Origin of the sequence: Pseudomonas sp. zfem005, assembly GCF_032621735.1 — a bacterium.
GTDB lineage: Bacteria > Pseudomonadota > Gammaproteobacteria > Pseudomonadales > Pseudomonadaceae > Metapseudomonas > Metapseudomonas solani.
Map to the genome: position 1 here is coordinate 1 of NZ_JAVYJE010000019.1, position 25,809 is coordinate 25,809.

Annotated in this window: 24 protein-coding genes; 8 read left to right on the plus strand and 16 right to left on the minus strand. The window is 69.6% G+C overall.

Annotated elements, in window-relative coordinates:
• The 5 genes from RTW82_RS30185 to RTW82_RS30205 form a co-directional block, all read right to left on the minus strand.
• A partial coding sequence (locus RTW82_RS30185) for a helix-turn-helix domain-containing protein (RefSeq protein ID WP_316927415.1) occupies nucleotides 1-165 on the minus strand: 165 nt, incomplete at its 3' end.
• A 187-nt stretch (nucleotides 166-352) separates the two neighbouring features.
• Nucleotides 353-886, minus strand: coding sequence for an REP-associated tyrosine transposase (locus tag RTW82_RS30190; RefSeq protein ID WP_316927382.1), 534 nt, complete (start codon nucleotides 884-886; stop codon nucleotides 353-355).
• 174 nt (nucleotides 887-1,060) lie between these two features.
• The gene (locus tag RTW82_RS30195; RefSeq protein WP_316927383.1) at nucleotides 1,061-1,510 is read right to left on the minus strand and encodes a Bro-N domain-containing protein; all 450 of its coding nucleotides are present in this window, start codon (nucleotides 1,508-1,510) and stop codon (nucleotides 1,061-1,063) included.
• A 382-nt stretch (nucleotides 1,511-1,892) separates the two neighbouring features.
• Complete coding sequence (locus RTW82_RS30200) at nucleotides 1,893-5,162, minus strand: carboxyl transferase domain-containing protein (protein ID WP_316927384.1); 3,270 nt, start codon at nucleotides 5,160-5,162, stop codon at nucleotides 1,893-1,895.
• The gene (locus tag RTW82_RS30205; RefSeq protein WP_184489579.1) at nucleotides 5,159-6,850 is read right to left on the minus strand and encodes an AMP-binding protein; all 1,692 of its coding nucleotides are present in this window, start codon (nucleotides 6,848-6,850) and stop codon (nucleotides 5,159-5,161) included. The genes RTW82_RS30200 and RTW82_RS30205 overlap by 4 nt, the downstream gene beginning before the upstream one ends.
• Nucleotides 6,851-7,069: 219 nt before the next feature.
• On the opposite strand from RTW82_RS30205, the gene RTW82_RS30210 reads away from it, so the two are divergent.
• The gene (locus tag RTW82_RS30210; protein WP_316927385.1) at nucleotides 7,070-7,966 is read left to right on the plus strand and encodes a phosphatase PAP2 family protein; all 897 of its coding nucleotides are present in this window, start codon (nucleotides 7,070-7,072) and stop codon (nucleotides 7,964-7,966) included.
• Nucleotides 7,967-7,988: 22 nt separating this feature from the next.
• Here the strand turns inward: RTW82_RS30210 and RTW82_RS30215 are convergent, their stop codons facing one another.
• The 11 genes from RTW82_RS30215 to RTW82_RS30265 all read right to left on the minus strand — a co-directional run bounded on the left by RTW82_RS30215 (nucleotide 7,989) and on the right by RTW82_RS30265 (nucleotide 17,945).
• Complete coding sequence (locus RTW82_RS30215) at nucleotides 7,989-8,378, minus strand: cupin domain-containing protein (RefSeq protein ID WP_184489581.1); 390 nt, start codon at nucleotides 8,376-8,378, stop codon at nucleotides 7,989-7,991.
• A gap of 144 nt (nucleotides 8,379-8,522) precedes the next feature.
• Complete coding sequence (locus RTW82_RS30220) at nucleotides 8,523-9,890, minus strand: OprD family porin (RefSeq protein WP_316927386.1); 1,368 nt, start codon at nucleotides 9,888-9,890, stop codon at nucleotides 8,523-8,525.
• Nucleotides 9,891-9,919: 29 nt separating this feature from the next.
• Complete coding sequence (locus RTW82_RS30225; RefSeq protein WP_316927387.1) at nucleotides 9,920-10,708, minus strand: inositol monophosphatase family protein; 789 nt, start codon at nucleotides 10,706-10,708, stop codon at nucleotides 9,920-9,922.
• Nucleotides 10,709-10,722: 14 nt separating this feature from the next.
• Nucleotides 10,723-11,715 carry an extracellular solute-binding protein gene (locus RTW82_RS30230; protein ID WP_316927388.1) on the minus strand — a complete coding sequence of 331 codons (993 nt, stop codon included), beginning with the start codon at nucleotides 11,713-11,715 and terminating at the stop codon, nucleotides 10,723-10,725.
• A 19-nt stretch (nucleotides 11,716-11,734) separates the two neighbouring features.
• The gene (locus RTW82_RS30235) at nucleotides 11,735-13,366 is read right to left on the minus strand and encodes an iron ABC transporter permease (protein ID WP_316927389.1); all 1,632 of its coding nucleotides are present in this window, start codon (nucleotides 13,364-13,366) and stop codon (nucleotides 11,735-11,737) included.
• Complete coding sequence (locus RTW82_RS30240; RefSeq protein ID WP_316927390.1) at nucleotides 13,363-14,433, minus strand: ABC transporter ATP-binding protein; 1,071 nt, start codon at nucleotides 14,431-14,433, stop codon at nucleotides 13,363-13,365. The genes RTW82_RS30235 and RTW82_RS30240 overlap by 4 nt, the downstream gene beginning before the upstream one ends.
• 175 nt (nucleotides 14,434-14,608) lie before the next feature.
• On the minus strand, nucleotides 14,609-15,355 hold the full coding sequence (locus RTW82_RS30245) for an AraC family transcriptional regulator (RefSeq protein ID WP_316927391.1): 747 nt from the start codon (nucleotides 15,353-15,355) through the stop codon (nucleotides 14,609-14,611).
• 171 nt (nucleotides 15,356-15,526) lie between these two features.
• Nucleotides 15,527-16,414 (minus strand): (2E,6E)-farnesyl diphosphate synthase, encoded by an 888-nt coding sequence (gene ispA / locus RTW82_RS30250; RefSeq protein WP_021216766.1) that lies wholly within the window; start codon nucleotides 16,412-16,414, stop codon nucleotides 15,527-15,529.
• Nucleotides 16,411-16,653 (minus strand): exodeoxyribonuclease VII small subunit, encoded by a 243-nt coding sequence (locus tag RTW82_RS30255; RefSeq protein ID WP_021216765.1) that lies wholly within the window; start codon nucleotides 16,651-16,653, stop codon nucleotides 16,411-16,413. Before RTW82_RS30255 ends, ispA begins: the two co-directional genes overlap by 4 nt.
• Before the next feature lie 157 nt (nucleotides 16,654-16,810).
• Nucleotides 16,811-17,569, minus strand: coding sequence for a sulfite exporter TauE/SafE family protein (locus RTW82_RS30260; protein ID WP_021216764.1), 759 nt, complete (start codon nucleotides 17,567-17,569; stop codon nucleotides 16,811-16,813).
• 121 nt (nucleotides 17,570-17,690) lie between these two features.
• Nucleotides 17,691-17,945 (minus strand): DUF2790 domain-containing protein, encoded by a 255-nt coding sequence (locus RTW82_RS30265; protein WP_316927392.1) that lies wholly within the window; start codon nucleotides 17,943-17,945, stop codon nucleotides 17,691-17,693.
• A gap of 285 nt (nucleotides 17,946-18,230) precedes the next feature.
• Here RTW82_RS30265 and RTW82_RS30270 point away from each other — a divergent pair, with 285 nt between their 5' ends.
• From RTW82_RS30270 to RTW82_RS30300, 7 genes are read left to right on the plus strand one after another with little or no spacing between them, the layout of a single operon-like run.
• Entirely contained in the window at nucleotides 18,231-19,250 is a 1,020-nt protein-coding gene (locus RTW82_RS30270; protein ID WP_316927393.1) for a beta-ketoacyl-ACP synthase 3, read from the plus strand.
• A complete protein-coding gene (locus tag RTW82_RS30275) occupies nucleotides 19,250-20,257 on the plus strand; it encodes an NAD(P)-dependent oxidoreductase (RefSeq protein ID WP_316927394.1) in 1,008 nt (335 codons plus the stop codon). The genes RTW82_RS30270 and RTW82_RS30275 overlap by 1 nt, the downstream gene beginning before the upstream one ends.
• Nucleotides 20,254-21,108: an MBL fold metallo-hydrolase gene (locus tag RTW82_RS30280; RefSeq protein WP_265170415.1), complete on the plus strand. Its 855-nt coding sequence runs from the start codon at nucleotides 20,254-20,256 to the stop codon at nucleotides 21,106-21,108. Before RTW82_RS30275 ends, RTW82_RS30280 begins: the two co-directional genes overlap by 4 nt.
• Entirely contained in the window at nucleotides 21,098-22,456 is a 1,359-nt protein-coding gene (locus RTW82_RS30285; protein WP_316927395.1) for a F390 synthetase-related protein, read from the plus strand. Before RTW82_RS30280 ends, RTW82_RS30285 begins: the two co-directional genes overlap by 11 nt.
• A complete protein-coding gene (locus RTW82_RS30290) occupies nucleotides 22,444-23,598 on the plus strand; it encodes an ATP-grasp domain-containing protein (RefSeq protein WP_271659920.1) in 1,155 nt (384 codons plus the stop codon). The genes RTW82_RS30285 and RTW82_RS30290 overlap by 13 nt, the downstream gene beginning before the upstream one ends.
• A complete protein-coding gene (locus RTW82_RS30295) occupies nucleotides 23,595-24,734 on the plus strand; it encodes a hypothetical protein (protein ID WP_316927396.1) in 1,140 nt (379 codons plus the stop codon). Before RTW82_RS30290 ends, RTW82_RS30295 begins: the two co-directional genes overlap by 4 nt.
• A complete protein-coding gene (locus RTW82_RS30300) occupies nucleotides 24,731-25,732 on the plus strand; it encodes a Rieske 2Fe-2S domain-containing protein (RefSeq protein ID WP_316927397.1) in 1,002 nt (333 codons plus the stop codon). Before RTW82_RS30295 ends, RTW82_RS30300 begins: the two co-directional genes overlap by 4 nt.
• Nucleotides 25,733-25,809 lie beyond the last annotated feature (77 nt).

Sequence of the window (25,809 nt, forward strand, 5' to 3'; positions counted from 1 at the left end):
CAGGCCGGAATCACCCAGTTCTTGATATCGCTCCAGCCATTTGTAAGCCGTCTTGGGGCTGATGCCGTAGCGTCGACAGAGCTCCCGGATGTTGCTCTGCGGGTGTTGGGCCAACAGTACGAATTCACGTCGTATCGACATGGTAGTGCACTCCTGCCACGGCATCGCTCGAACTCCTCTTCGAAGGATTCCGTAAGCCTAAATGCGTTACCTATGTCTCCCGACACCTGTCACCTATGTCCCCCGGCTGAACAGGCCCGGCACCGGAGCCAGGTCTGTGCCTGGAGTTGATGGGTTTCGCTTCGCTCTACACCATCCTACGAAGGTGCATTGATGGCCGATGCCCGTCCTTTCATCGCTCCCCCACGCCGCCTTCCATCCCCTCTCCGCCCCCCGCCCAATCCTGTGGCAGCAGGCCTTCCCTCACGTAGCGATGGAAGGACGACCAAGGCCAATCGGCCACCCGCTCGACGTGCCCGTGCTTGCGTGGGTTGTGGTGGATGTAGTCCACATGGCGGGCGAAGTCTTTGTCGTCACGGATGCGGTGCTCCCAGAACCGCCGTTGCCAGATGCCGCGCTCGCCCTTCTGCTTGCGGCTGTCGGAGCGCGGCTCGCCATAGGGCAGTGCCCGGGAGAAGCCACTTTTGATCAGACGCCAGCGCAGGGCGTAGTTGGCATCACCGGGTGGCAGTGTGCACAGCGCATGCAGGTGATCCGGGAGGATGACGATGGCATCGATGCGCCACGGGTGGCGCTTCATGCCGGCGCGAAAGCTGGCCCGCAGCAGGTCGATGTGATCGGTGAGCAGGCTGCTGCTGCGGTTGGCCAGGTTAAGGGTGAAGAACCAGGTAGCGCCTGGTGTGTGGTCGCGGCGGTAGTCGGTCATTGGCGGGCGTCCTTGCCTGAGGATGGACGTGCCCATCCTAAGAACGCCTTGTTCTCTCAGGGGCTGGTGGGCGTGACCGATTCGTCCTGAAACCTTGTGGCTGATGGGTTTCGCTTCGCTCTACGCCATCCTACGAAGGTGCCTCAACGCTGCCAAGGAATAGCCTGGTACTCGCTAGAGCCCCAGGTAACGCGGCACCTTCTCCCACTGCATCCACAGTTCGCCCTGCCATTCCAGCAACAGCAGCCGTTCGCTCTGCCAGCCGATCCAGACGCGGCGGGGTGCGTGGGTGTGGGCGTCTTGCTGGTCGCGCAGGGTGGGGATCACCTCACGGGTGAGCCATTCATCCAACTGCTGGCATTCGGGGTGGCCGAAGCGGATGAGCGCCTTGTAGAGGCCGGCTTCGTTCATCACGTCGATCGTCTCTTCGCTACCGCTGCGGCGGTGCAGGCGGATGCGGCGGGTTTCGTGGGGCTTGAGGCGGCGGTGCAGGGCCTGTGGATGGTGCAGGCCCAGCAGGCGGGCGAAGTCGTAGGTGGAGAACCAGGGCTGGTTGTCGATCATCACACCGCGCAGGGGGCGGTCGTGGCGGAGGAAGGTGGTGGGGATGTAGGCGTTGTGCATTTCTTTACCCATAACCATTGGCAAATGTCCGCCGCGCGCATTTCACGGCGAGTACTTGTGGTCACAGGTCGCCAAACCCGGTCGCGAGATTGACCGCGACCGGGCGAACTTAGGGCGATGGTTGGGAGCGAACAAGGGGGGGCGGCGGGTTTGGGAAATTTCCGCGTGGTGCTTGGGCAGCCCCGTAGGATGGGTAGAGCACCGCGAAACCCATGCTGCCGGACCGGCATCGGAGCCAGGTCTGTGCTCGGAATTGATGGGTTTCGCTTCGCTCTACGCCATCCTACGACGGTGCATTGGCGCCTTGGAGGATGGGCGGGCTACGTTCCGCGAACTCCGCGAAACCCATCCTAGCGGGGCTACGGAGCGGTGGAACAACCGATCACCAGGTATCCACGAACGGACGCTTGCGGCCTTCCCGTGGGGTGGGTTTTGGCGCGGTGTTGAGGCCGCGCAGGAGCCAGGCGCGGGTTTCTTCCGGGTCGATGACGGCGTCGATTTCGAGGAAGCTGGCCATGTTGATCGCCTTGCCGTTCTGGTAGGCCTTGGCGACCATCTTGTCGAACAGCTTCTGCCGCTCTTCGAGGTTTTCCACCGCTGCGAGCTCCTTGGCGAAGCCCAGGCGCACGGCGCCCTCCAGGCCCATGGCGCCGAACTCGCCGCTGGGCCAGGCGATGGTGAACATCGAGGAGTGGAAGCTGCCGGCGGCCATGGCCTGGGCGCCGAGGCCGTAGCCCTTGCGCAGCACCACGGTGAAGAAGGGCACCGAGAGGCTGGCGGCGGCGACGAACATGCGCGAGACGTGGCGCACCGTGGCGTGCTTCTCCGATTCCGGGCCGACCATGAAGCCGGGGGTGTCGCAGAGCGAGACCATGGGGATGTCGAAGGCGTCGCACAGCTGCATGAAGCGCGCGGCCTTGTCGCCGGCCTGGGCGTCGATGGCGCCGCCCAGGTGCATGGGGTTGTTGGCCAGGAGGCCGAAGGGCTTGCCTTCGATGCGGATGAAGGCGGTGATCATCCCCGGGGCGAACTGGCGGCGCAGCTCCAGCACCGAGCCCTCGTCGGCCAGCTGGCCGATCACCGCGCGGATGTCGTAGACGCGCAGGCGGTTCTCGGGGATCGCATGGCGCAGCTCGCGCTGGTCGGCGCATTGCCAAGCGCTGACCGTGCCCTGGAAGTAGGAGAGGTAGCGCTTGGCGACGTCCACCGCTTCGGCTTCGTCCTCCACCAGCACGTCGATCACGCCGTTGGGGCCTTGCACCGAGGTGGGGCCGACCTCTTCGGCCTTGAAGCTGCCCAGGCCGCCGCCTTCGATCATCGCCGGGCCGGCCATGCCGATGCTGGCGTTGCGGGTGGCGATGATCACGTCGCAGCAACCCAGCAGCGCGGCGTTGCCGGCGAAGCAGCGGCCGGAGACGACGCCCACCAGCGGCACCAGGCCGGAGAGCCGCGCCATGGCGACGAAGGTGTGGCAATCCAGCCCGGCCACGCCGACGAAGTCGGTGTCCCCCGGCCGGCCGCCACCGCCTTCGGCGAACAGCACCAGCGGCACGCGCCACTGTTCGGCGAGGCCGAGCATGCGGTCGGTCTTCTTGTGGTTCATCACGCCCTGGGTGCCGGCGAACACGGTGTAGTCGTAGGAGATGGCCATGCAGCGCGCGGCCTCGTTGCCGAACTGCGCGGCGTTGACCGTGCCGAGCCCGGCCACCAGGCCGTCGGCCGGGCTTTGCTGGATCAGCTCTTCCAGCGAACGGCGGCGGCGCTGGGCGGCCAGGGCCAGGGCGCCGTATTCGATGAAGCTGCCGGCGTCGAGCAGGTCGTCGAGGTTCTCGCGGGTGGTGCGCTGGCCGGTCTTGCGGCGGCGCACCACGGCGTCGGGGCGGCGCTCGTCGCGGGTGATGGCGTGGCGTTCGAGCACCTCGGCGAGGTCGGCGCGGATGTGCGCCAGGTCGATGCTTTCTTCGCTGGCCACGGCATCGCCGCTCACTTCTGCCGGTTCCAGGTAGAGCAGCGCGGCGCCTTCGAACAGGGCGTCGCCGGGGGACACGGGCAGGGCGCGGACGATGCCGCTGTGGCTGGCCTTGACCACGAATTCCATCTTCATCGCTTCCAGCACCGCCACGGCCTGGCCGACGGCGATGGCGTCGCCCTCGGCCACGTCCAGGCTCACCAGCACGCCCTGGCTGGGGGCGTTCAGGGCGATGCAGCCGGCCGGTACGTCGGCCACGGCGTTGTGCACGGCCTGGCCGCTGGTGCCACTGACGAACAGGTGCGGGTGGGCGGCCTGTTGCGGGGCCAGCAGCGCGGCGATGTGCTGCTCGATGAAGCGGGTGCTGACGTGGTTGTCCGCCAGCTCCGGGCGGCGCAGCAGGTTCTGCAGGAAGTGGATGTTGCTCGCCACGCCCTCCAGGCGGAATTCGCAGAGGGCGCGGTAGGCACGGCGCAGGGCGCTGGGGAAGTCCTCGCCCTGGACGATGACCTTGGCCAGCAGGGAGTCGTAGCTGGGGCTGGTGGCGTAGCCGGCGTACCCGTAGCCGTCGACGCGGATGCCGGCGCCGCTGGGCGGTTCGTAGGCGCTGATGACGCCGCCGGCCGGGCGCGCACTGCCGTCGGCCTGCATGGTTTCCAGGTTGACCCGCAGCTGCACGGCAAAGCCCCGTGGCGCGGCGGGCTGTGCCAGGCCCAGCTCGGCGAGGCGGGCGCCGGCGGCGATGCGCAGCTGCGCCTGCACCAGGTCGACGCCGGTGACGGCCTCGGTGATGCAATGTTCCACCTGGATGCGCGGGTTGGCCTCCATGAACACGAAGTCGCCGCGTGCGTCGTCGACGAGGAATTCGAAGGTGCCGATGCCACGGTAGGAAACCGCGCCGGCCAGGGTCAGGGCGGCGTCGAGGATGCGCTGGCGCAGCGCCGGGTCGAGCCCCGGTGCGGGGGCGATTTCGATGACTTTCTGGTTGCGCCGCTGCAGGCTGCAGTCGCGCTCCCACAGGTGGCTCACCGTTTCACCGTCGCCGACCACCTGCACCTCGATGTGCCGGGCCTGTTCGATCAGCCGCTCGACGTAGAGGGCGTCGCTGCCGAAGGCGCCGCGTGCTTCCGATTGGCAGCGGGCGTAGGCCTCTTCCAGCTCGGCCGCCTCGCGCACCGGGCGCATGCCGCGGCCACCGCCGCCGGCCAGGGCCTTGAGCATGATGGGGCCGCTGTCGAGGAAGGCGCGGGCCTCTTCCAGGCTGGTGGCGCGGTTGCTGCCGGCGGCCAGGGGTACGCCGCAGCGCTGTGCCAGTTCGCGGGCGCGGGCCTTGTCGCCGAAGGTGTCGAGGGCGTCGGCTGCCGGACCGATGAAGCGCACGCCGGCCCCTTCGCAGAGGCGGGCGAAGGCGGCGTTCTCGCTGAGGAAGCCGTAGCCCGGGTGCACGGCGTCGCAGCCGTTGGCCAGGGCGGCGTCGAGCAACTGCTGCATGTCGAGGTAGGCGGCCGCGCCACGGCCCTTGAGCGCCACGGCCTGGTCGGCCTTGCGCAGGTGCAGGGAGGCGGCGTCGTCCTCGGCGAACACCGCGACGCTGGGGATGCCCAGCTCGGCGGCGGCACGGGCGATGCGGATGGCGATTTCGCCACGGTTGGCGATCAGCAGGCGGGTGATGGCTCGGTTCACAGCAATGCTTCCAGTTCGTTCTTCTTGACCTTGCCGGTGGCGGTCATCGGCATGGAATCGACCAGACGGATGTCCGGCACCTTGTAGATGGCCATGGAGGCCTTGCACCACTCCAGCAGGCTGGCGCCGGTTTCGTCGCTGCCCGGCTTGAGCACGACGAAGGCGACGGGTTGCTGGCCGCGCTCCGGGTGCGGGCGGCCGAGCACGGCGCTGGCGAGGATGGCCGGGTGCTGGCCGAGCAGGGCTTCCAGCTCGCTGGGGAACACGCTCATGCCGTTGACCTTGAGCATCTCCTTGCGCCGGCCGAGGTAGCGGATGAAACCCTGCTCGCTGATCACGCCGAGATCGCCGGTGTGCAGCCAGCCATCGCGCAAGGCTTCGGCGCTGGCCTCGGGGCGCTGCCAGTAGCCCTTGAGCAGGGAGGGCGAGCGCAGGCACAGCTCGCCTTCGCTGCCCAGGGGCAGCAGCTCGCCGGTGTCGAAGTCGCAGACCTTGAACTCGGTGCCCGGCACCGGCAGGCCGACGAAGGTGGGCTGGGCGCGCAGGTCGAAGTCGTTGTCCTGCAGGCCGGCGGTGAAGGTGTCGCAGGTGTGGGTTTCGGTCATGCCGAAGCTGAATTCGAACAGGGTGCAGCCGGTGAGCTCGCGCCAGCGGCGGCGGTAGTCGAGGGTGAGCTTCTTGACGAAGGAGATGGCACCGACCTGGCGCAAGGAGGCGAAGTCGAATTCGCCCACGCGGGGGTGGTCCAGCACCTCGGCGGCGCTGTCCACCAGCAGGCCGCAGTGGCTGACGCGGTAGTGCTGCACAGCGGCCATGAAGGCCGGGGCGTCCCAGCGCGCCAGCAGCACCAGGGTGCAGCCGGCGAATACCGGGAACAGCAGGCCGGCGTTCTCCCCGGCGATCCAGAACTCGGGGAGGAAGTTGAGGGTGACGCTGTGCTCGTCCATGCCCAGCGCCGTGGGCACGAAGCTGGCGCAGGTGTAGAGCATGTCGCCGTGGCTGTGGATGCAGCCCTTGGGCAGGCCGGTGGTGCCGCCGGTGTAGTTCAGCGCGGCGATGTCATCCAGCTGCGGGCGGTGCGCAGGCGTGGGCGCGCTGCAGGCGGCGAGGGCGGGGTAGAAGTCGATGAAGTCGTCGCCCGTGACCTTGGGGGCGAACAGCAGGTCCGGCGCCGGGATCGTCGGCGTGGCCGGGCGCAGCTCGCTGAGGCTGGTGGCGATCACCTGGCGCAGGGCGGTTTCGCCACGCACCTGGCGCACCACCGGCAGCAACTGGTCGAAGCACAGCAGCACCTCGGCGCCGCTGTCGTTCAACTGGTAGCTCAGCTCCAGCCCCTTGGACAGCGGGCTGACCGGGGCATGCACGGCGCCGCACTTGAGGATGCCCCAGAAGGCGATGTGCAGCTGCGGGCAGTTGGGCATGAACACCGCGACGCGGTCCCCCGGGCGCACGCCGAGTTCCACCAGCAGGGCGGCGCAGCGGTCGCTGAGGCGGTCCAGTTCCGCGTAGTCGAGGGTGTGGCCGTAGAAGTGCAGGGCGGTCTTGCCCGGCTGGCGCCGTGCCCATTCGCGCAGGTATTCGGTCAGCGGCCGTTCGCCGAGGGGGTACTGTGGCTCGCGCGGGGTGCCGGTGGGCCAGGCGTCGTGCTGGAGCTGGCGCAGGGTGGCCAGGTACTGGTCTTGGTTCATCGGGGCCTCGCGCTGGTCTTGTCGTTGTGTCGCGGGATGGCCTTCATCCTAGACAGTCCGGCACGACGCAGGACCGATGTTCGCCCTGACGAATACCCCTCCCTCAGGGTGGCTGATGGAGCTTGCGCGTGTCGTGAGGGCTTTTGTCCTGATCGGACCTTGCCGCCGGGCGCGGGCTGCAGTATCTGTGGCGACCTTCCCCCGCCCTCAAGGACGACCATGAACGAATTGCTCCACAGCCTGGACTGGGTGCTGCCCTTGCGCAGCGACGCGCTGACGCCGCTGATGCGCTTCTTCACCCTGCTGGGGTACGAGAAGTTCATCCTCTTCTTCCTGCCCCTGGGCTACTGGGCCTGGCACCGCACGGTGTTCTTCCGCCTGCTGGTGCTGGTGGCCATCACCGCGCTGCTCAACGCCTGGCTCAAGGATTACTGGCAGGACCCGCGCCCGGACATCGCCCTGCGCATGGACCACGAGGTGGGCGAGAGCTTCGGCCTGCCCAGCGGGCACGCGCAGATCTCGGTGGTGATCTGGTTCTGGCTGGCCCTGGAAGTGCGCCGCCTGTGGTTCTGGCTGCTGGCCTGCACCTTGGTGACGGGCATCCTGTTCAGCCGCCTGTACCTGGGCGCCCATGATGTCGAGGACCTGATCGGCGGCTCGCTGCTGGGGGCCGCGACCCTGGGCTGCTTCGCCCTGGCGCAGCGCTGGCAGGGTTGGCGCGAGATTCCGGCGCTGGTGCTGCTGATGCTGATCATCGCGGCCACCGCCCTGGCCTACTTCACCTGGCATGGCCAGCCGCCGAGCTACGTGCCGCTGCTGGCGGGGCTGATGATCGCGGTGCTGTACGGCTATCGCCACCTGGACTTCTCCATGGAGGTGGCGACCTGGCGGCGGGTGCTGGCGGCGACCATCGGCGCGCTGTCGTTCATTGGCCTGCAGTGGGGGCTCAAGCACATCGGCTTTGCCTTCTCCCTCGATGGCCAGGCCTGGCAGGCGTTCCGTGGCTTGGTGATGGGCGGCTTCGTCGCCGCACTGATGCCCTGGCTGCTGATTCGCCTTGGGCTGCTCAAGGCGCGCCGCGACGAGCCGGCCCTGGCGCTGGCCCAGCCCGTCTGAGGGGCGGGCCGGCAGCCCGGGGTCAGGCCGACTGGTTGGCCGGCGCCGGGTAGTGGGTACTGCTCTCGGTGTGCCGCGGCACCACCGCCAGCACGGCGGCGTCGCGCCCCTGCAGGCGGTGCCAGAGGCCCCGGGGCACGACCAGGATGGAACCGGCGCGGATCGTCTCCTGCAATAAGCCGATGGCGGCGAGCAGGGTGATGTCCAGCTCGCCCTCCAGCACCTGCAGCAGCTTGTCGCCGTCGGGGTGGCGCTCCCAGGGCATCTCGCCGCTGAGGCGGCCCAGGTGGATGGCGCCCGCGCCGGGGTGGAAGGGCGTCAACTGGGTGAGCGGCTGGAGCTGCGGCTCCAGGGCCATGATCCGGCCGTTGCGGATGCCGTCGAGTGCGCTGTGGATATCGATCGCCTTCATGTGTGCCTCCAGGCTGGTTGACCAAGGTCGGGCAGGGCCTGGACGACGTTAACAGCGGGGCGGGTAGGGCGTGGCTGAAGCTCGGGTAGGACCGCAGCGAACGGCCCCGGCGCGTGCGCACCAGGGCCCTGTTGCGCATGCGCCCTAGAACAACGCCAGGCTGTAGCTGAGGAAGACCCGGTTCTGGTCGACGTCGGTGCTGGCCTGGCTGCGCAGGCTGGCGTTGCGCCAGGTGATGCCCAGGCCCTTGGCCGGCCCGGCCTGCACCACGTAGGCCAGGGTGAAGTCCCGTTCCCACTCTTGCAAATGTCCGCGTTCGGAGCGGATGCCGCTGCCCTTGAGGTAGGCGACGTTGCTGCTCAGCCCCGGCAGCCCCCAGGTGCCGAAATCCAGACCGTACTGGGCCAGCCAGGTGCGTTCGCCGGCGCGGGCGAAGCTGTTCAGCTGGCGGTCGGTGATCAGGTAGACGTCGCTGCCGTTGCCCTGGTTGGGCTGGATGAAGTGGCTGTCGCCGGTCAGGCGCTGGTAGCCGGCGCCGAGGCTGTAGGCGCCGAGGCTCCAGCTGAACAGGGCGCTCCAGGCGCGGTTGTCCACCTTGCCGCGATGGGCGCCGCTCTCGCCGTTGCCGGGGCCGTAGTAGCCGGCGGCGGTGTAGCCCTCGGCGCGGCCGCTGCGGCTGGCGTTATGGCCGGTGGCGCGGGTGTCGAAGTGGCGCAGGTCGGTCTTCAGCGTACCCAGGGGCAGCGCCTGCTCGTGGTTGAGGCCGAGGAAGTGCTGGCGATAGAAGTCCTCCAGCTGGCCCAGGTAGTACTGCACCTGCAGTTGCTCGCTGACCTGGTAGTCCAGGCCGAGGAAGTCGAAGGCGTCGCTGTAGCGGGCCGGCGCCGCGCTGACGGCGTTGCCGGGCTTGCGCGGGCTGTTGGCGCCGTTGATGGAGAGGTCGTCGCGGTGGCTCTGGGCGCGCCCCTTGGCCTGGCGCAGGCGGCCGGCCAGCAGGGTGAGGTCGTCGAACTCGCGCACCGTCAGCTGGGCGCCTTCGAAGGTCTGCGGCAGCAGGCGCCCGTCGTTGGCCTTGATCACCGGCAGGCGCGGGATCAGGGTGCCGACCCGTGCCTCGCTGGCGCCGACCCGCAGCTTGGCGGTGAGCCCGAGGCTGCTGTATTCGTCGCGGGCGCGGCCGTTGTGCTCCAGGGGGAACAGGGCGCTGGGGGTGCGGGCCTGGTCGGCCTTGCCGGCGCGGCCACCGCCGTCCAGACGGATGCCGAGCAGGCCGATGGCGTCGAGGCCGACGCCCACCGTGCCTTCGGTGTAGCCGGACTGGTAGTCCAGGCGCAGGCCCTGGCCCCATTCCTCGGTCTGGCCGGCGTGGCCGTCGCGGTTGTCCTGGTTGAAGTAGAAGTTGCGCAGCGCCAGGGTGGCGTGGCTGTCGTCGATGAAGCCGTCCGCCTCGGCCAGGCCCATGGCGAGGGCCAGCGACAGGGCGAGAGGGATGCGGGGATGGATGGCGGTCATGGCGTGTCCTCCTTGTGACCTTGGGTGGTTCAGGCCTGGTGCAGGCGCTCCAGGGCCTGGCGGTGCAGCTGGGGATCGCCGGCGGCCAGCACGCTGCTGCCGGAGCCAAGGCCGAGCGGGCGGCCCTGCCAGTCGCTGATCACCCCGCCGGCGCCTTCGATGACCGGCACCAGGGCGCAGTAGTCCACCGGCGCCATGCCGCCGCCGTCGGCCACCAGGTCGATGCGCCCCCGGGCGAGGTTGGCGTAGGCGCTGCAGGCGGCGCCGTAGAGGCGCCAGCGCGTGGCGTCGCGCAGCCGGGCGAAGGCTGCGAGGTGCTCGGCCGGCAGGCTTTCCGGGTTGCTGCTGGCCAGCAGCGCGCGGGCCAGCTCGGCGCAGGGGCGGGTGCGCACCGGCTGGCCGTTGAGCCGGGTGGGCTGGCCTTCCACGCCGACCCAGCGCAGGCCGGCGATGGGCAGGTCGACCACCCCCAGCACCGGGCGCCCGTCGTGACAGAGTGCGATCAGCGTGCCGTACACCGGGACCCCGGCGATGAAGGCCTTGGTGCCGTCGATGGGGTCGAGCACCCAGCTGTATTCGGCGTCGCGCTGGTGGTCGGGGTACTCCTCGCCCACCACGCCGAAGCTGGGCGTGTGGTGGGCGATGGCCTCGCGCAGCTCGTGCTCGATGGCGCGGTCGATGGCAGTGACGGGGCTGGCGTCGTCCTTGTCCTCGAAGGGCTGGCCGTCCTCCAGGGCGGTCTGCCAGTGGGCCTGCAGGCGGGCGCGGGCGAGGTCGGCCAGGTGTTCGGCGGTGGCGCGGTGGTGGCTGGCGGTCATGTCCGGCTCCGGTGTCAGAGGGCTTTGTCGAGGCCTTTCCAGGCGCTGAGGAAGGCGTCGCGGCCGGCGATGGCGGCCTGCTCGTCGGTGGGGAAGACGGCGATGTCCTTCAACTCCGGCAGCTCGACGTGGGCGCTGACCTCGATGTCGCTGCGGCTCGGCCGGCGGTAGGCCTGCTCCAGCAGGGCGACCTGGGTGTCGCGGCTCAGCAGCAGGTCGTAGAGGCGCTTGCCGGCCTCGGGGTTGGGGCCGTTCTTCACCAGCACCAGGGCCTCTTCGGTGACGAAGGTGCCGTCGGCCGGGTAGACCAGGCGGATCTCCCGCTGGCCGCCGGCGACATAGGCGTAGGCGTTGCCCTCGAAGGTCAGGCCGACGGCGTATTCGCCCTGGGCCACCTGGTTGAGCACGGCGCTGGAGTTGCGCGAGACCACCAGGTTGGCGGCCAGGCGGCGGAAGTCGTCCTCGCCCAGCAGCTGGCGCAGGCCCCAGAGCGCGGTGTAGGCGGTGGAGGTGGCGGTGGGATCGCCGACGATGATCCGCCCCTTCCAGGCCGGGTCCAGCAGGTCGCGCCACTGGGTGGGCTCCTTGAGCCCGCCGAGCTGCTTGCGGTTCACCATCATCACCACCACCTGGATGTTGGCGGTGCTCCACAGCTGCTGCGGGTGCTGGTGCGCTTCGGGGATGGCCTGGGCCTGGGGCGAGCGGTAGGGCGCGTAGAGCGCGGTGAAGGCGCCCAGGGTGTTGGGCTGGGAACTCCAGAACACGTCGGTCCGAGCCGCCTGGCCCTCGGCCTCGATGCGCTTGAGCAGGGCGGCGCTGGAGCCGTTGACCACGCCGATCTTCAGGCCCGGGTCGAGGCGCTGGCCGCTGTCCAGCAGGGCCTGCACCGCCGAGTCGTTGTTGGTGGTGTAGAGCACCGCCTGCTCGCGGGCGAGGGCGGGTTGCAGCAGGTTGAGGGCGAGGGCGGCCAGCAGGGCGGGCAGCCGGTGCTTCCAGGTGGCGTTCATGGCGACTCCTTGGTGCGGTTCAGAAGACCTTGATGCGGAACACCCGGGTGGCGATGACCACCGGGACCAGGGTGAGCAGGACCAGCACCAGCCCGTAGGCCGCCGCCTGGCCCTGGAGGCCGGTTTCCACCAGGCGGAAGACCTGGATGGTGATGGTCTCGCGGCCGGCCGAGTACACCACCAGCGAGGCGCTCAGCTCGGCGACGATGGTGGTCCAGGTGAGCACCGCCGCGGCGGCGACGGCGGGCGCCATCAGCGGCAGCACCACCTTGAAGAAGGAGCGCAGCGGCGGCACGCCGAGGCTGATGGAGGCCTCCTCGATGGAGTCGGGGATGTTGTAGAGGGTGGCCGAGGCGCTGCGCACGCTGAAGGGGAAGCGGCGGATGACGAAGGCCACGACTATGATCGCCGCCGTGCCGCTGAGGGCCAGCGGGCCGTTGTTGAAGGTCATCACCAGGCCGATGCCGAGCACCGTGCCGGACATGGCCAGGGGCAGCATGGCGAGGTAGTCGATGGCCGGGGTGAGCAGGTTCTTCTTCTTGATCACCAGGTAGCTGATGACCACGCTCAGCAGGATGCCCACCAGGGTCGCCAGGGCGCCGTAGGCCAGGGTGTTGAGGATGGGTTCCGGGCTGCGCAGCAGGACCCGTTCCAGGTTTTCCAGGGAGAACTGGCCCCAGTGCATCACCGGCCCCCGCGAGCGGGTGAAGGCGCTGGCCAGCACCGTCAGCAGCGGCAGCGAGGAGAGCAGGATGAACAGCGCCGTGGCCGCGCCCAGCAGCGCGCCGCGTACCCCGCGCAGGCGCTGGGCCGGGGCGCTGCGGCCCTGGACGATCTCATAGCGCTTGCGCCCCACCAGCCAGCGCTGGAGGAACAGCACCCCGGCGACGATGGCGATGGACAGGGTGGCCAGGGCACTCTCCAGGCCGGCGTTGGTGCCCATCTCGGAGACGAAGCTCAGGTAGGTGAGCACCGAGAGCAGCTGCACCTTGCCGCCCAGCAGGGTGGCGATGGCGAAGTTGCCCACCACCAGGGTGTACACCAGCAACCCTGAGGCCAGCACGGCGGGCAGCACCACCGGCAGCATCACCTGCAGGCGCGCCTTGGCCGGCGGCACGCCGAGGCTCTGGGCGGCCTCTTCCAGCTGGGCGTCGAAGCCGCGGATGGCGGCCAGGGTGCCGAGGTAGATGTAGGTGTAGTAGACCAGGCTCATCACCAGCACCAGGCCGGGCCAGCCGTAGAAGCTGGGCAGGGCGAGGCCGAGGTGGTCCTCCAGGGCGCGGGTGAGCAGGCCGTTGTTGCCGAGGATCATCAGCCAGGTCTGGCTGACGATCACCTCCGGGACCACCAGGGTGCACACCGGCAGCACCGCCACCAGGGCCTTGCCGGGGAAGTCGAAGCGCGCGGTGACGTAGGCCAGGGACACCCCGAGCACGCTGGCGCAGCCGGTCACCAGGGCGCCCAGCAGCAGGGTGTTGCAGAGGGCGCGCAGGTAGCGCGGGTCGTCCAGCAGCTGGGCCCAGCCGCTGCCGTCGGCACCGGCCACGCTGCCGTGCAGCAGGTTGGCCAGGGGCCAGAGCAGGAACACCAGCAGCAGCCCCAGGGCGAACAGGGCGAGGAGCAGCCAGGGGGAGGGCAGGCGCCGGTTCATTGGGCCACCACCCGGAGCTGTGCGGGGTCGAATTCCAGGCTCACCGGCTGGCCTTCGTGGAAGCCGTCGCCGTCGCTGCCGAAGCGGTCGACGTTGAGTTGCTGGGCGTCGGCCAGCTCGATGCGGTAGCTGGTGCGGTTGCCCAGGTACTGCTTGCGCCGCACCTGGCCGGCCAGGCAGTTGCCGAGGCTCTGCCCGGCGGGGCGCAGGCGGATGCTCTCCGGCCGCGCCACCAGGTGCACGTCTGGCTGTGGCAGCGCGGCCTCGGCACGGGCCTGCAGGGGCTGGCCGGCCACCAGCACGCGGATGCCGTCGTCGCCGGCCTGCTCCAGCACCCGCGCGGCCAGCAGGTTGGCCGAGCCGATGAAGTCGGCGGCGTAGGTGCTGGCGGGGGACTGGTAGATGGCCTGGGGGCTGCCCAGTTGCTCGATGCGGCCCTTGCGCATCAGGGCGATGCAGTCGGAGAGGGCCAGGGCCTCTTCCTGGTCGTGGGTGACGAAGACGGTGGTGATGCCGATCTCCCGCTGCAGGTCGGCGATGGCGGCGCGGATCTGTAAGCGCAACTGGGCGTCGAGGTTGGACAGCGGCTCGTCCATCAGCAGCACCTCGGGCTCGATGGCCAGGGCGCGGGCCAGGGCCACCCGCTGCCGCTGGCCGCCGGAGAGGGCGGCGGGGTGGCGCTCGGCGAAGCCGCTCATGCCGACCCGCTCCAGGTATTCGCCCACCTTGCGGCGCAGGGTCGCTGCGTCGGTCCGGCGGGCGCGCAGGCCGTAGGCGACGTTGTCGAACACGGTCTTGTCGGGGAACAGGGCGTAGTCCTGGAAGACCATGCCGATGCCGCGGCGGTGGGCGGGGACCTGGGTCATGTCGACATCGCCGAAGGCCAGGCGCCCGCCGCTGGGGCGGATGAAGCCGGCGATCACCCGCAGCAGGGTGGTCTTGCCGCAGCCGCTGGGGCCGAGCAGGGTGAAGAAGCTGCCGTCGGGGATGTGCAGGTCGAGGCCGTCGATGACCCTGATCCCGCTGCCGTAGCTGACGTCCAGCTGGCTGATGCTGATGGATGACATCGCATTTCTCCGTTCGCGTGTTTGTTCTTGTTGGCGCGGGGGTGGTGCCTGGGCGGGCCGCCCCGGGGCGGCGTTGCACCCCGTGGATGGGCCTACTGTGAACGGGGTGCAGGCGGGTGGCTTGATCGATTCGCCCGGTTGCGGTGCGCGGTTCGGCACAGCCGGCCGCCCGGCTTCAGGCGCGGCAGCGGTCGCGGTACTGGCTCGGGGAAAGCCCGGTGAGGGCCTTGAACTGGCGGCTGAAGGCGCTGTGGTCGGCATAGCCGCAGCGGTAGGCGATCTCGGTGATGGGCAGCTCGCCCGCCAGCAGCTGGGTGGCGGCGCCCAGGCGCGCCTTGTGGATCATCTGCCGGGGGCTGAGCTGGAAGATGCGCTTGCACAGGCGGCCGAGTTGGGAGGCGGAGAGCCCGGCGATGGCGGTGAGTTCATCGAGGCTGATGGGCTCGGCGAAGTGCTCGCGGATGTGGGCGTCCACCGCCGCCAGGCGCTGGAAGGCCGGGTGGCTGGACTGCGGCGCCTGCAGGTCGTAGGAGATGCCGGCCATGCCGATGACCCGCTGCGCCGGGTCGCGCAGGGGCAGCTTGTGGGTCAGGCACCAGCCGGGTTTGCGGCCGGGGTAGAGGTGCAGTTCCAGCTGGTCGCTGAGCTGGTCGCCGGCTTCCAGCACCTGGCGGTCCTGCTCGGTGTAGAGGTGGCCGAAGCGATGCGGGAACACGTCTTCGGCGGTGCGCCCCAGCAGCGGCGCCTTGTCCCTGAAGCCGCAGCGCTGGGCGAGGGTCTGGTTGACCAGCACGTAGCGGGCGTCCAGGTCCTTGACGAAGAACACCACGTCCGGCATCGCGTCCAGCAGCGGTGCGACCTGTTCCAGGCTGCGCAGCAGGGCGGGGAGATCCGGGGTGATGGGGAGCTGATCGAGCTGCATCGTTCACGCCGAAGAGTCGTTGGCCATGGGCTTCGGACGCTGAACCTAGCCTGGGCCCTTCTGCGGGCACCAGATGAGGAGCGCCCCCGGAAGGGCGCGCTTTTGCGTATTCGATGGACGGAAGGTGACGGGTTGGCGTGGCGGTATTTCCCGCCGGGCGTGGAACGCGGGTCAGCTGCGCCGTTCGACGATGTAGCGGGCCAGGTCGCGCAGCGGTTCGGCGGCCTCGCTGAAGGGGCGCAGGGTGTGCAGGGCCATGTCGCGCAGTTCCAGGGCGTAGGCCTTGGCGTCGTCGAGGCCGAGCAGGGCGGGGTAGGTGGGCTTGTCGCTGGCCTGGTCCTTGCCCTGGGTCTTGCCGAGGGTGACGGTATCGCTCTCGACGTCGAGGATGTCGTCCTGCACCTGGAAGGCCAGGCCGATGGCCTGGGCATAGGCCTGCAAGGACTTCATCGATGAATCGTCGGCATTGCCACTGGCCAGGGCGCCAAGGCGCACGCTGGCTTCGATCAGGGCGCCGGTCTTGTGCCGGTGCATCACTTCCAGGGCCTTCTGGTCGAGCCGCAGGCCCACCGAGCCGAGGTCGATGGCCTGGCCGCCGACCATGCCGGCGGGGCCGGCGGCACGGGCCAGGGTGCCGACCATGGCCAGGCGCGCATCGCTGTTCTGCGGGTTGAGGCGACGGTCCGCCAGCACTTCGAAGGCCAGGGTCTGCAGGCCGTCGCCGGCGAGGATGGCGCAGGCTTCGTCGAAGGCCTTGTGGGTGGTGGGCTTTCCCCGGCGCAGGTCGTCGTCGTCCATGGCCGGCAGGTCGTCGTGGACCAGGGAATAGGCGTGGATCAGCTCCACCGCACAGGCGGCGCCGTCGGCACGGTCGAGATCGCCACCCAGGGCTTCGCAGGCCGCATACACCAGCAGCGGGCGCACGCGCTTGCCGCCATTGGTGACGCTGTAGCGCATGGCCTCGTACAGGCGTTGCAGTTCAGGGCGGGGGGCGTCGAACAGGGTTTCCAGGGCGGCGTCGACGCGCGCCTGGCAGCGGGACTGGTAGGCCGCGATCATGCCTGCTCGTCCGCGTCGAAGGGGGCCTCTTCCAGCTCGCCGTCGCGCTCCAGGAGGATCTGCACCTTCTGCTCGGCCTGGCTCAGCGCACCCTGGCATTCGCGGGTCAGGCGGATGCCCTGCTCGAAGGCGCCGAGCGAGTCTTCCAGCGACAGCTCGCCGCTTTCCAGGCGCTCGACCAACGCTTGCAGGTCGGCGAGGGACTGTTCGAAATCGGGGGTGGCTTTCTTGCGGGCCATGGCGGGCATCTCAGGGCAGTTCGGAACGGGCGGACACTAGCAGAGCCGCGCCCTTGCGGGCAAATGAACGGGAGGGTTTTCAGGGCTTTTCCGTCGCTCCGGCAGGAGGCGGAACCCTCTTCGTTGAGCGTGGAAAACACGCCTGTGAGGATGAACCCTACGCCGTAATGAAGTAGTAAGCCGTCATTCCCGCCCCCACGGCGATCACCAGCCAGCGCAACCAGCGACTCGGCAGGCGCCTGGCCAGCGCGCCGCCGGCGTAGCCGCCGCAGCTGGCGGCGCCGAGCAGCACCGCCAGCTCCGCCCAGCTGACTCGCCCCGCTGCCACGAAGGTGACCACCGCGACGCTGTAGATGGTGCTGGAGAGCAGGTTCTTCAGCGCATTGGCGCGCAGCAGCGGGTGCCCTTCGATGGAGAAGGCCGCCAACTGCAGGATGCCCATGCCCGCGCCGAAGTAGCCGCCATAGACCGCCACCAGCGCATGGGCGATGCCGCCCGCGACGCCGTGGCGGGGCAGGGCGCCGGCTTCGCGCTGGCGGTTGACCAGCCGGCTCAGCCAGGGGCTGGCGGCGAACAGCAGGGTGGCGGCCAGCAGCAGCCAGGGGATCAGCCGGCGGAACACCTCGTCGCCCCCGGCCAGCAGCAACAGGCCGCCGCCCAGGCCACCCAGCAGGGAGATCGCCACCAGCGGCAGCAGCCAGCGGCCCAGCGGGCGCAACTGGTCACGCGCCGCCCAGCTGGCCGCGAGGCTGGCGGGCCACAGGGCCACGGCATTGGTGGCGTTGGCGGTCACCGGCGGCAGGCCGGCAGCCAGCAGGGCAGGGAAGGAAAAGAAGGTGCCGCCGCCCGCAAGGGCGTTCATGCCGCCGGCAGCGAAGCCGGCGAGCAGCAGCAAGAGGATATCGGCGAGGGTCATGGCAACGGCGCAAAAGGGCGGAGCTTACGCAGCGGGCGCCGTCGAGGCAAAGGCGGGGGCCGTCATGCGCCGGCCGGCCCCGGGCCGCTCGCCCTTGGGGCGAGGCGTATCGCGCGTGGGCTCAGCTGTTGAAGCAGGCGTCGGATTGCTTGGTGTAGCTCACGGCATGGGTCGCGCCCTGGGAGTCGACGTAGGTCATCGTCGCTTCCACCAGTTCGCAGGTGAGCTGGTGGGGCTCGTCGATGGACACGACCTTGGCTACGTCCAGGTGCATGCCATAGACGAAGGGTTCGACCTGGGTCGACTCGCTGGCGTGGGCGCCGTTGGCGAGGGTCACGAACAGCAGCGCCGTGGCGCCGCAGACAAGGGCTTTCATGGTGTTTTCCTCTTCGGGTGGTTCATGGTCACCATGAGAAACCATGGCGCGCCGGGGAAAAAGCGAGGCGCCGAAGAAGGGCTTTTTCGGATGGCGTAACAATCCGCTCCGATCCTTCGCCGCAGGCCGGGGATTGCGACCGGTGAAATTGTTTCGGCCGGGGGCGTTGCCGTATGCTCGGCCGATTCTCTCCAGGGCTCATCTGCCCTTGCCAGTGGCCCCTGTGTGGGCACTGCGGCGGCGCCATGCCGCCGGGACGGCTCAACTTATCCAAACGGAACTTGAATGCAGACTTCACCCCCCGCGCACCTGCCCGCCAGGCCCGTATCCATACTCGGTTCCGGGCACGCCTTGCCCGAACGCATCGTTACCAGCACCGAGCTGGATGCCCGCCTCAACCTGCGCGCTGGCAGCGTGGCGCGTATCAGCGGGGTCATCCAGCGGCATGTCGCCAGCCCCCGGGAGACCGCTGCCAGCCTCGGTGCCCTGGCGGCCCGCCGCGCCCTCGCCGCCGCCGGCCTGCAGCCGCAGCAGGTGGACCTGGTCGCCTGCGCCAGCGGCACCATGGACCAGGGCATGCCCAGCAACGCCGCGCTGCTGCACCTCGAACTGGGGCTGGGGCCGTCGGGCATCCCGGCGCTGGATGTCAACGCCAGCTGCCTGGGCTTTCTCGCCGCCGTCGACACCCTGTCGTGGCCGCTGAGTGCGGGGCGTTATCGACGCATCCTGCTGGTGTGCTCGGACATCGCCTCCTGCGGGCTGGACTGGCAGCAGGTGGAGGTCTGCGGGATCTTCGGCGACGGTGCCGCTGCGGTGGTGCTGGGCCTTGGCGATGGCGGGCCGAAGATCATCGCCTCCAGCCTGCGCACCTATTCCGAAGGCGCGCACCTGTGCGAGATACCCGGTGGCGGCTCGCGCTATCACCCGCGCCGCATCGATGTGCCCTTCGAGCCGCTGACCAGCTTCGCCATGCACGGCAAGGGCGTGTTCCGCCTGGCGGCCAAGCACCTGCCCGCCATGAAGGACGAGCTGCTGAGCCAGGCCGGGCTGAGCCAGGCGCAGATCGACTGGGTCATCCCCCACCAGGCCAGCCACCGCGCCATGCAGCACGCGGCGCGGCGCCTGGGCTTCAAACGCGACAAGGTCATCGACATCTTCGCCATGCACGGCAACCAGGTCGCCGCCTCGCTGCCCACGGCGCTGGATATCGCCATCCGCGACGGCCGCATCCAGCGCGGGCAACGCTTGCTGCTGATCGGCACCGGCGCGGGCCTGTCCCTCGGCGGCATGATCCTGGAGTACTGATGAAGATTCTGGTTACCGGTGGCAGCGGCTTCGTCGGCCGCCATATCGCCTGGCGCCTGGTGGCCGAAGGCTGCGAGGTGGTCTTCACGGGGCGCAACGCCACGGCGGCGGCCGAGGTGATCCAGCACAGCCCCGGCCCCCTGCGCTGGGTGCCGGTGGAGCACGGCTCCCCGACGGCGGCCGCGACCCTGCGGGAGGCCAGCCAGGGCTGCGCGGCCATCGTCCATTGCGCGGCGCTGTCCTCGCCCTGGGGCTCGGTCCAGGCGTTCGCGGATGCCAACGTGGCGTCCACCGAGGAGGTGCTCCAGGCCTGCGAGGCCAATGGCGTGAAGCGCCTGGTGCACATCTCCACGCCGAGCCTGTACTTCGCCTTCCGCGATCGCCTCGGCGTGCGCGAGGACGAGCCCCTGCCGCCACCGGTCAACGAATATGCCCGCAGCAAGGGCCTGGCCGAGGAGCGGGTGCGCGCGGCCGGCCTGCCCGAGGCGGTGCTGCTGCGCCCGCGCGCGGTGTTCGGCCCCTGGGACGGCACCCTGATGCCGCGCCTGCTGCGGGTCATGCAGCGTGGGCCGATCCCGCTGATGCGCGGCGGGCGCGCGCAGCTGGACCTGACCTGCGTCGACAACCTGGTCCAGGCGATCTGGCTGGGCCTCAACCAGCCGTTGCCCAGGGCCCTGTGCACCTACAACGTCAGCAACGGCACGCCGCTGGCCTTCGAAGACCTGCTGTACAAGGTCGCCGCCGCCTTCCAGCTGGAGCTGCGCACCCGCCGGTTGCCCTGGCGGTTGGTGGACCTCATTGCCCGTGGCCTGGAAGCCAGTGCGCGCCTGCGCGACAGTGGCGAGCCGCTGATCACCCGCTACGGCGCCGGTGTGCTCGCCTTCAGCCAGACCCTGGACCTCCAGGCCCTCCACGACGAGCTGGGCTACCGCCCGGTGATCACTCAGGACGAAGGCATCCGCCAGCACGCGCAGTGGTGGCTGGCCCAACCAGGAGTACGCCCATGAGCCGCACCGTCAGTCTCAACATCCTGCGCGCCGGTTGGTGCCGGCACCTGGAGTGCATGGCGGACCGCGGCGGGCGCTGGGCGAAAACCGAGTTCCCGGCGCTCTGCGGGTTGATCCGCCACCCCGAGGAGGGCTGGCTGCTGTACGACACCGGTTACTCCGAGCATTTCTTTCAGGCCACCCAGGCATTGCCCGAGCGCCTGTTCCGCCAGGCGGTTCCCGTGGAGCTGCCGGTGCAGGAACGGCTGCACGCGCAATTGCAGGCCTTGGGCATCACCCCGGACGACATCCGCACGGTGATCATTTCGCACTTCCACAGCGACCATATCGCCGGGCTGCGGGACTTCCCCAAGGCCTCGTTCATCGCGCTCGACGCTGACCGCCGGCATATCGAAAGCCTGCGTGGCCGGCGCTGGCGCGCGACCCTGGGCGGCCACCTGCCGACGCTGCTGCCCGATGATTTCGGTGCCCGCGTGCGCCTGGCCGATGCGTGCCGCCGCTGTGATCTGCCGGCGTGGATGCAGCCCTTCGACCAGGGCTTCGACCTGCTGGGCGATGGCAGCCTGGTGGGCGTGCCGCTGCCGGGGCATAGCGAGGGCCAGCTCGGGTTGTTCATCCCCGATGCCCAGGGGCGCCCGGTGTTTCTGGTGGCGGATGCCTGCTGGTCGGTGCCCGCCTGCCGCGCGGGTCGGCTACCGGCGCCACCGGCCCTTTGGTTCGCCGGCCACGACGCCGGGCAGTACCGCCAGACCTATGCCGGCCTGGGGGCGTTGATCCGCAACGAGCCCGCCGTCGCCGTGCTGCCCTCCCACTGCACCCAGGCCTGGGAGGCGTTCGAGGATGAGCGCTGAGCGGGCCCTCGGCGCCCTGCGCAGCATCGCGAGTTTCATCCACAGCCGTTACCGCCTGCGCTTCACCCGACGCGAGCAACTGGAGGCCTGGCAGGCCAGGCAGCTGCGGCACTTCCTGCGGGACGTGCTGCCTCGTGCCGGGCGCTTCCAGGGGCGGGCCATCACCGACCTGGCCAGCCTGCCGCTGATGGACAAGGCCACGTTGATGGGGGATTTCGCCGGCTTCAACAGCTGTGGCCTGAGCCTGGAGGAGGTGTTGCCGATCGCGCGGCAGGCGGAGGCGTCGCGGGATTTCAGCCCGACCCTGGGCGATATCACCGTCGGCCTGTCGAGCGGCACCTCGGGCAACCAGGGCGTGTTCCTGGTCAGCAGCGAGGAGCGCCAGCGCTGGGCCGGCATCCTGCTGGCGAAGACCCTGCCCCGGCACCTGTTGCCGCGCCTGCTGGCGCCCTGGCGCCCGGCCTTGCGCATCGCCTTCTACCTGCGCGCCAACAGCCGCCTGTACACCACGCTTTCCAGCCGGCGGATCGACTTCGGCTTCTATGACCTGACCCTGGGGCTGGAGCCGTCGCTGGCGCGCCTCACGGCCCATGCCCCCGATGTGCTGGTGGCCCCGGCCACGGTGTTGCGCGGCCTGGCCGAGGCGGCGCTCGCCGGGCGTCTGGGCATCCGCCCGAGCCACATCCTCTCGGTCGCCGAGGTGCTCGAAGCGGAGGATGCGGAGGCGGTGCGCAGTGCGTTCGGCGTGGCACCGCAGCAGATCTACCAGGCCAGCGAAGGCTTCCTCGGCTACACCTGCGAGCGCGGCACCCTGCACCTGAACGAGTGCCACCTGCACATCGAGCCGGAGTGGCTGGATGCCGAGCGCACGCGCTTTCAACCGATCATCACCGACTTCTCCCGGCGCACGCAGATGATCGTGCGCTACCGCCTCAACGATGTGTTGCGGGTGGCCGAGGCGCCGTGCGCCTGCGGGCGTGTCGAGCGGGCCATCGCCGCCATCGAGGGGCGCGCCGACGACATCCTCTGGCTGCCCGACCTGCCGGGCCGGCAGTTGCTCGCGCTCTACCCCGATGTGCTGCGCCGCACCCTGCTGATGCATGGGGCGGCCTTGCAGGAATACGAGATCCATCAGCGCGGGCTGGCGTGGCAGGTCAACCTGCGTGCCGCCGGCGACCACGACGACGCCTGCCTGGCGCTCGGCGATAGCATCCGCACGCTCTGCGCCCAGTTGGGCGTGCGCCCACCGGCGCTGGGGTTCGGGCACTGGCAACCTGCGCCACCCGAGGACAAGCGCCGCCGATTGAAACTCCTGGAACTGCCCGAGGGCCTGCCATGCACGTACTGATTCTCGGCGCCCGTGCGCCGGCCTGCCTGGAATGGGCGCGTGCCTTCGACGAGGCCGGCTGGACGGTGAGCGTCGGCGATTCGCTGAGCCTGCCGCTCAGCCGCTTCAGCCGTTCGGCGCAGCATTTCGTGCGCCTGCCGGAGCCCCGGCAAAACCCGGCGGCCTGGGTCGAAGCGCTGGCGGCGGTGATCCAGGCGCAGGGCATCGACCTGTTGCTGCCGACCTGCGAGGAGGTGTTCTACCTCTCCCACGGCCTGGCAAGGCTGGCACCGCTGTGCCGGGTGCTGACCAGTGACTTCGCCCTGCTGCATCGCCTGCACCACAAGGGGCGCTTCGCCGCCATGACCGAGGGCTGGGCGCTGAGTGCGCCCGAAACCCACCTGCTGGCCGACAGCCAGGCCCTGCAACGCTTCGCCGGCGAGGCCGCGCAGTGGGTGTTCAAGCCGGCCTACTCGCGTTTCGCCTCGCAGACCCTGATCCGCCCCAGCGCAGTACAACTGGGCAAGGTCCAGCCGACGGCTGCGGCGCCCTGGGTGGCACAGCGCTTCATCGAGGGGCGCGAGCTCTGCAGCTTCAGCCTGCTGGTGGACGGCGAGCTGCGCGCCCACGGCTGCTATCACCCGCGCTACCGGGTGGGCCGGGGCTCGGGCATCTACTTCCAGCCCGAGCTGCCGCAACCGATCCGCGAGTTTCTCGAGCGCTTCGGCCGGGAGACCGGCTACACCGGCCAGGTGGGCTTCGACTTCATCGAAGACCGCGCCGGGCGCTTCCATGTACTGGAATGCAACCCGCGGGCAACCAGCGGCGTGCACCTGTTCGACGACCAGCGCCGGCAGCTGGTGGCCAGCCTGGGGGCTGCCTCCGGACAACTGCTGGAAGCCACGCCCGCACCGCGCATGGTCGCCCTGGCGGTGCTGTTGCTGGCGGCGCCGCAACGCGCCTTCAGCGCACCCTTCTGGCAGGACTACGCCGCCGCCCGCGATGTGGTGGTCCAGCAGGGGGACTACTGGCCCCTGACCACGCAATTGCTGGGGCTGTCGGAAATCATCGCCCGCGCCCTGACCCGGCGTTGCGGCCTGCTGGCCGCCTCCACGGCGGACATCGAATGGAACGGCCAGCCCCTGGGCGAGGCGCCGCGATGAGGCTGCTGCCTGCCGAACAGCTCCTGGCCGAGCCCGCAGGCGAGGGTGACAGCCTGGCGCGCACCTATGTAAAGGCCTGCGCCAGTGCGCGCCTGGTGGGCAATGTGACCACGCGCCTGGCGTTGCTCGACACCGGCACCCAGCAGTTCCCCATCAGCATCACCGATGGTGGCGAGCCGGAAGGCAATTGCTACGTGGTCTCCCCGCGCACCGCCTACAGCGGCTACGCCCGTGAAGAGATCAAGCGCCTCGGCAAGCCCTGGCTGACCTGGCCGCTCACCCTGCTGACCCTGGGGGTCGACCGCCTGCTGCGCCTGGCCAAGGTGGACAGGCTGGCGCAGGTGAATAACTGGCTGCTGTCCACCAACCTCTACCCGGCCGGCTGGGACCTCGATGAATTGCCGGCGATCACGGCATTGTTGAAGGCGGAGTTTCCCGACAGCGGCTTCGGTTTCCGCTCGCTCAATGACGCCAGCAACCGCGCGCTGCGCGAGCGGCTGGAGGACCTCGGCTACCTGAGCATTCCCAGCCGCCAGGTCTACCTGTTCGATGGCCGTGCCGGAGGCGAAGCCGCATTCCTCAAGCATCACAACACCCGCATGGACGCCACACTGCTGCGCCGCAGCACCTATTACGTGGTGGATGGTGCGGCACTGAGCGAAGCCGATTTCCAGCGCATCGAGCACCTCTACAACCTGCTGTACCTGGACAAGTACTGCCGGCTCAACCCCCATTACAGCGCCGCCTGGCTGCAACGTGGCCAGGAGCAGGGCTGGCTCGACATACGCGCCCTGCGCGGCCCTGACGGGCGGATCGACGGGGCGTTGGGCTGGTTCGCCAACGCGACGCTGATCAGCGCCCCGATCGTCGGCTACGACACCGCGCTGCCCCAGCGGGCCGGGCTCTATCGGCAACTGACGCGCCTGTGCCTGCAGGAGGCCGTGGAGCGCCGGGTGGTGCTGAACTTCAGTTCCGGTGCCGCCGGGTTCAAGCGCCTGCGCGGCGGGCAGGCGGAGATCGAGTACAGCCTGATCCACGTCGCCCACCTGCCCTGGCACCGGCGCCTGGTGTGGACCCTGCTCAGCCGCCTGCTGCATGGCATCGCCGTGCCGATGATGAAGAAGCTCAAGCTATGACTGCATCCGCCCGATGGTGGCCGGTGGCGCTCAGCCACGAACTCGGCAAGCAGCCCCTGGCCTGCCAGCTGCACGACCTGCCTCTGGTGCTGTTCCGCGCGGAAGACGGCACGTCCGCCGCCTTGCCGGACCGCTGCCCGCACCGCTTCGCACCGCTGAGCGCGGGCAAGGTCCGTGACGGCCAGATCGAATGCCCGTACCACGGCTGGCGCTTCGCCTCCGACGGGCGCTGCACCCGGGTGCCCGGCACCGGGCTCGAGCGTTGCGATAAACCGCTGATCGATCGCCTGCCCAGTTGCGAAGCCCACGGGCTGGTCTGGGTCTCCCCTCCGGGCGGTGCGCCTGCCATTCCACCCGCAGGGCCGGCCGAGCAGCGGCAGGCGCTCGACACCTTCTGGATCACCGACGAGGTGGAGTGTTCGCTGCTGGAGGCGGCGGAGAACTTCCTCGATGGCTTCCACACCCACTTCGTCCATGCCGGCTGGATCCGCCATGACCGGCAACGGCAGCGCATCAACGCACGGGTCCGCCCGCTGGCCGATGGCGTCGAGGCCCTCTACAGCGAAGAGGGCAAGCAGTCCGGGCTGATCTCGCGGCTGTTCGAAGGCGAGCGCGGCATCAGCATGGGACGCTTCCGCCTGCCCGGGCTGGCGGAAATCGAATACCGCGACCGCAAGGGCGGCCTCAACCTGCTGGTCAGTGCCTGGCTCGTGCCTGTCGGCAACGGCCGGCTGCGCCTGTTCGCCCGCATCGCCACCGCGCGCGGCTGGCTGCCCGCCGCGCTCAAGCGCCTGGTTCTGCGTCGCTTGTTCGGGGTGATCCTGCGCCAGGACCGGCAAATACTCGAACAGGTCAGCGCAAACCAGCGGCGTTTCGAGCACCTGCCAGTGAAGCCGCTGGATGGCAGGCAGGACCTGCTTGGGCCGAGCATTCGGCTGCTGATCGAGGGCGATGAGCCGCTCGATTTCGAGGAGAGGCGGGTGGAGATCCGGCTCTAGGCGATAGGGAATTTCTCCATCAGGCGGGCTTTCCCTACTGCCGGCGGGACACCGCGTCGCGTGGGCCGGAGGCGCGT

Excerpts from the sequence above, each read along its gene's own strand:
- RTW82_RS30190 (WP_316927382.1), bottom strand. The coding sequence starts at position 886 with ATGACCGACTACCGCCGCGACCACACACCAGGCGCTACCTGGTTCTTC.
- RTW82_RS30195 (WP_316927383.1), bottom strand. The coding sequence starts at position 1,510 with ATGCACAACGCCTACATCCCCACCACCTTCCTCCGCCACGACCGCCCC.
- RTW82_RS30205 (WP_184489579.1), bottom strand. The coding sequence starts at position 6,850 with ATGAACCAAGACCAGTACCTGGCCACCCTGCGCCAGCTCCAGCACGAC.
- RTW82_RS30210 (WP_316927385.1), top strand. The coding sequence starts at position 7,070 with ATGAACGAATTGCTCCACAGCCTGGACTGGGTGCTGCCCTTGCGCAGC.
- RTW82_RS30215 (WP_184489581.1), bottom strand. The coding sequence starts at position 8,378 with ATGAAGGCGATCGATATCCACAGCGCACTCGACGGCATCCGCAACGGC.
- RTW82_RS30220 (WP_316927386.1), bottom strand. The coding sequence starts at position 9,890 with ATGACCGCCATCCATCCCCGCATCCCTCTCGCCCTGTCGCTGGCCCTC.
- RTW82_RS30225 (WP_316927387.1), bottom strand. The coding sequence starts at position 10,708 with ATGACCGCCAGCCACCACCGCGCCACCGCCGAACACCTGGCCGACCTC.
- RTW82_RS30230 (WP_316927388.1), bottom strand. The coding sequence starts at position 11,715 with ATGAACGCCACCTGGAAGCACCGGCTGCCCGCCCTGCTGGCCGCCCTC.
- RTW82_RS30235 (WP_316927389.1), bottom strand. The coding sequence starts at position 13,366 with ATGAACCGGCGCCTGCCCTCCCCCTGGCTGCTCCTCGCCCTGTTCGCC.
- RTW82_RS30240 (WP_316927390.1), bottom strand. The coding sequence starts at position 14,433 with ATGTCATCCATCAGCATCAGCCAGCTGGACGTCAGCTACGGCAGCGGG.
- RTW82_RS30245 (WP_316927391.1), bottom strand. The coding sequence starts at position 15,355 with ATGCAGCTCGATCAGCTCCCCATCACCCCGGATCTCCCCGCCCTGCTG.
- ispA (WP_021216766.1), bottom strand. The coding sequence starts at position 16,414 with ATGATCGCGGCCTACCAGTCCCGCTGCCAGGCGCGCGTCGACGCCGCC.
- RTW82_RS30255 (WP_021216765.1), bottom strand. The coding sequence starts at position 16,653 with ATGGCCCGCAAGAAAGCCACCCCCGATTTCGAACAGTCCCTCGCCGAC.
- RTW82_RS30260 (WP_021216764.1), bottom strand. The coding sequence starts at position 17,569 with ATGACCCTCGCCGATATCCTCTTGCTGCTGCTCGCCGGCTTCGCTGCC.
- RTW82_RS30265 (WP_316927392.1), bottom strand. The coding sequence starts at position 17,945 with ATGAAAGCCCTTGTCTGCGGCGCCACGGCGCTGCTGTTCGTGACCCTC.
- RTW82_RS30270 (WP_316927393.1), top strand. The coding sequence starts at position 18,231 with ATGCAGACTTCACCCCCCGCGCACCTGCCCGCCAGGCCCGTATCCATA.
- RTW82_RS30275 (WP_316927394.1), top strand. The coding sequence starts at position 19,250 with ATGAAGATTCTGGTTACCGGTGGCAGCGGCTTCGTCGGCCGCCATATC.
- RTW82_RS30280 (WP_265170415.1), top strand. The coding sequence starts at position 20,254 with ATGAGCCGCACCGTCAGTCTCAACATCCTGCGCGCCGGTTGGTGCCGG.
- RTW82_RS30285 (WP_316927395.1), top strand. The coding sequence starts at position 21,098 with ATGAGCGCTGAGCGGGCCCTCGGCGCCCTGCGCAGCATCGCGAGTTTC.
- RTW82_RS30290 (WP_271659920.1), top strand. The coding sequence starts at position 22,444 with ATGCACGTACTGATTCTCGGCGCCCGTGCGCCGGCCTGCCTGGAATGG.
- RTW82_RS30295 (WP_316927396.1), top strand. The coding sequence starts at position 23,595 with ATGAGGCTGCTGCCTGCCGAACAGCTCCTGGCCGAGCCCGCAGGCGAG.
- RTW82_RS30300 (WP_316927397.1), top strand. The coding sequence starts at position 24,731 with ATGACTGCATCCGCCCGATGGTGGCCGGTGGCGCTCAGCCACGAACTC.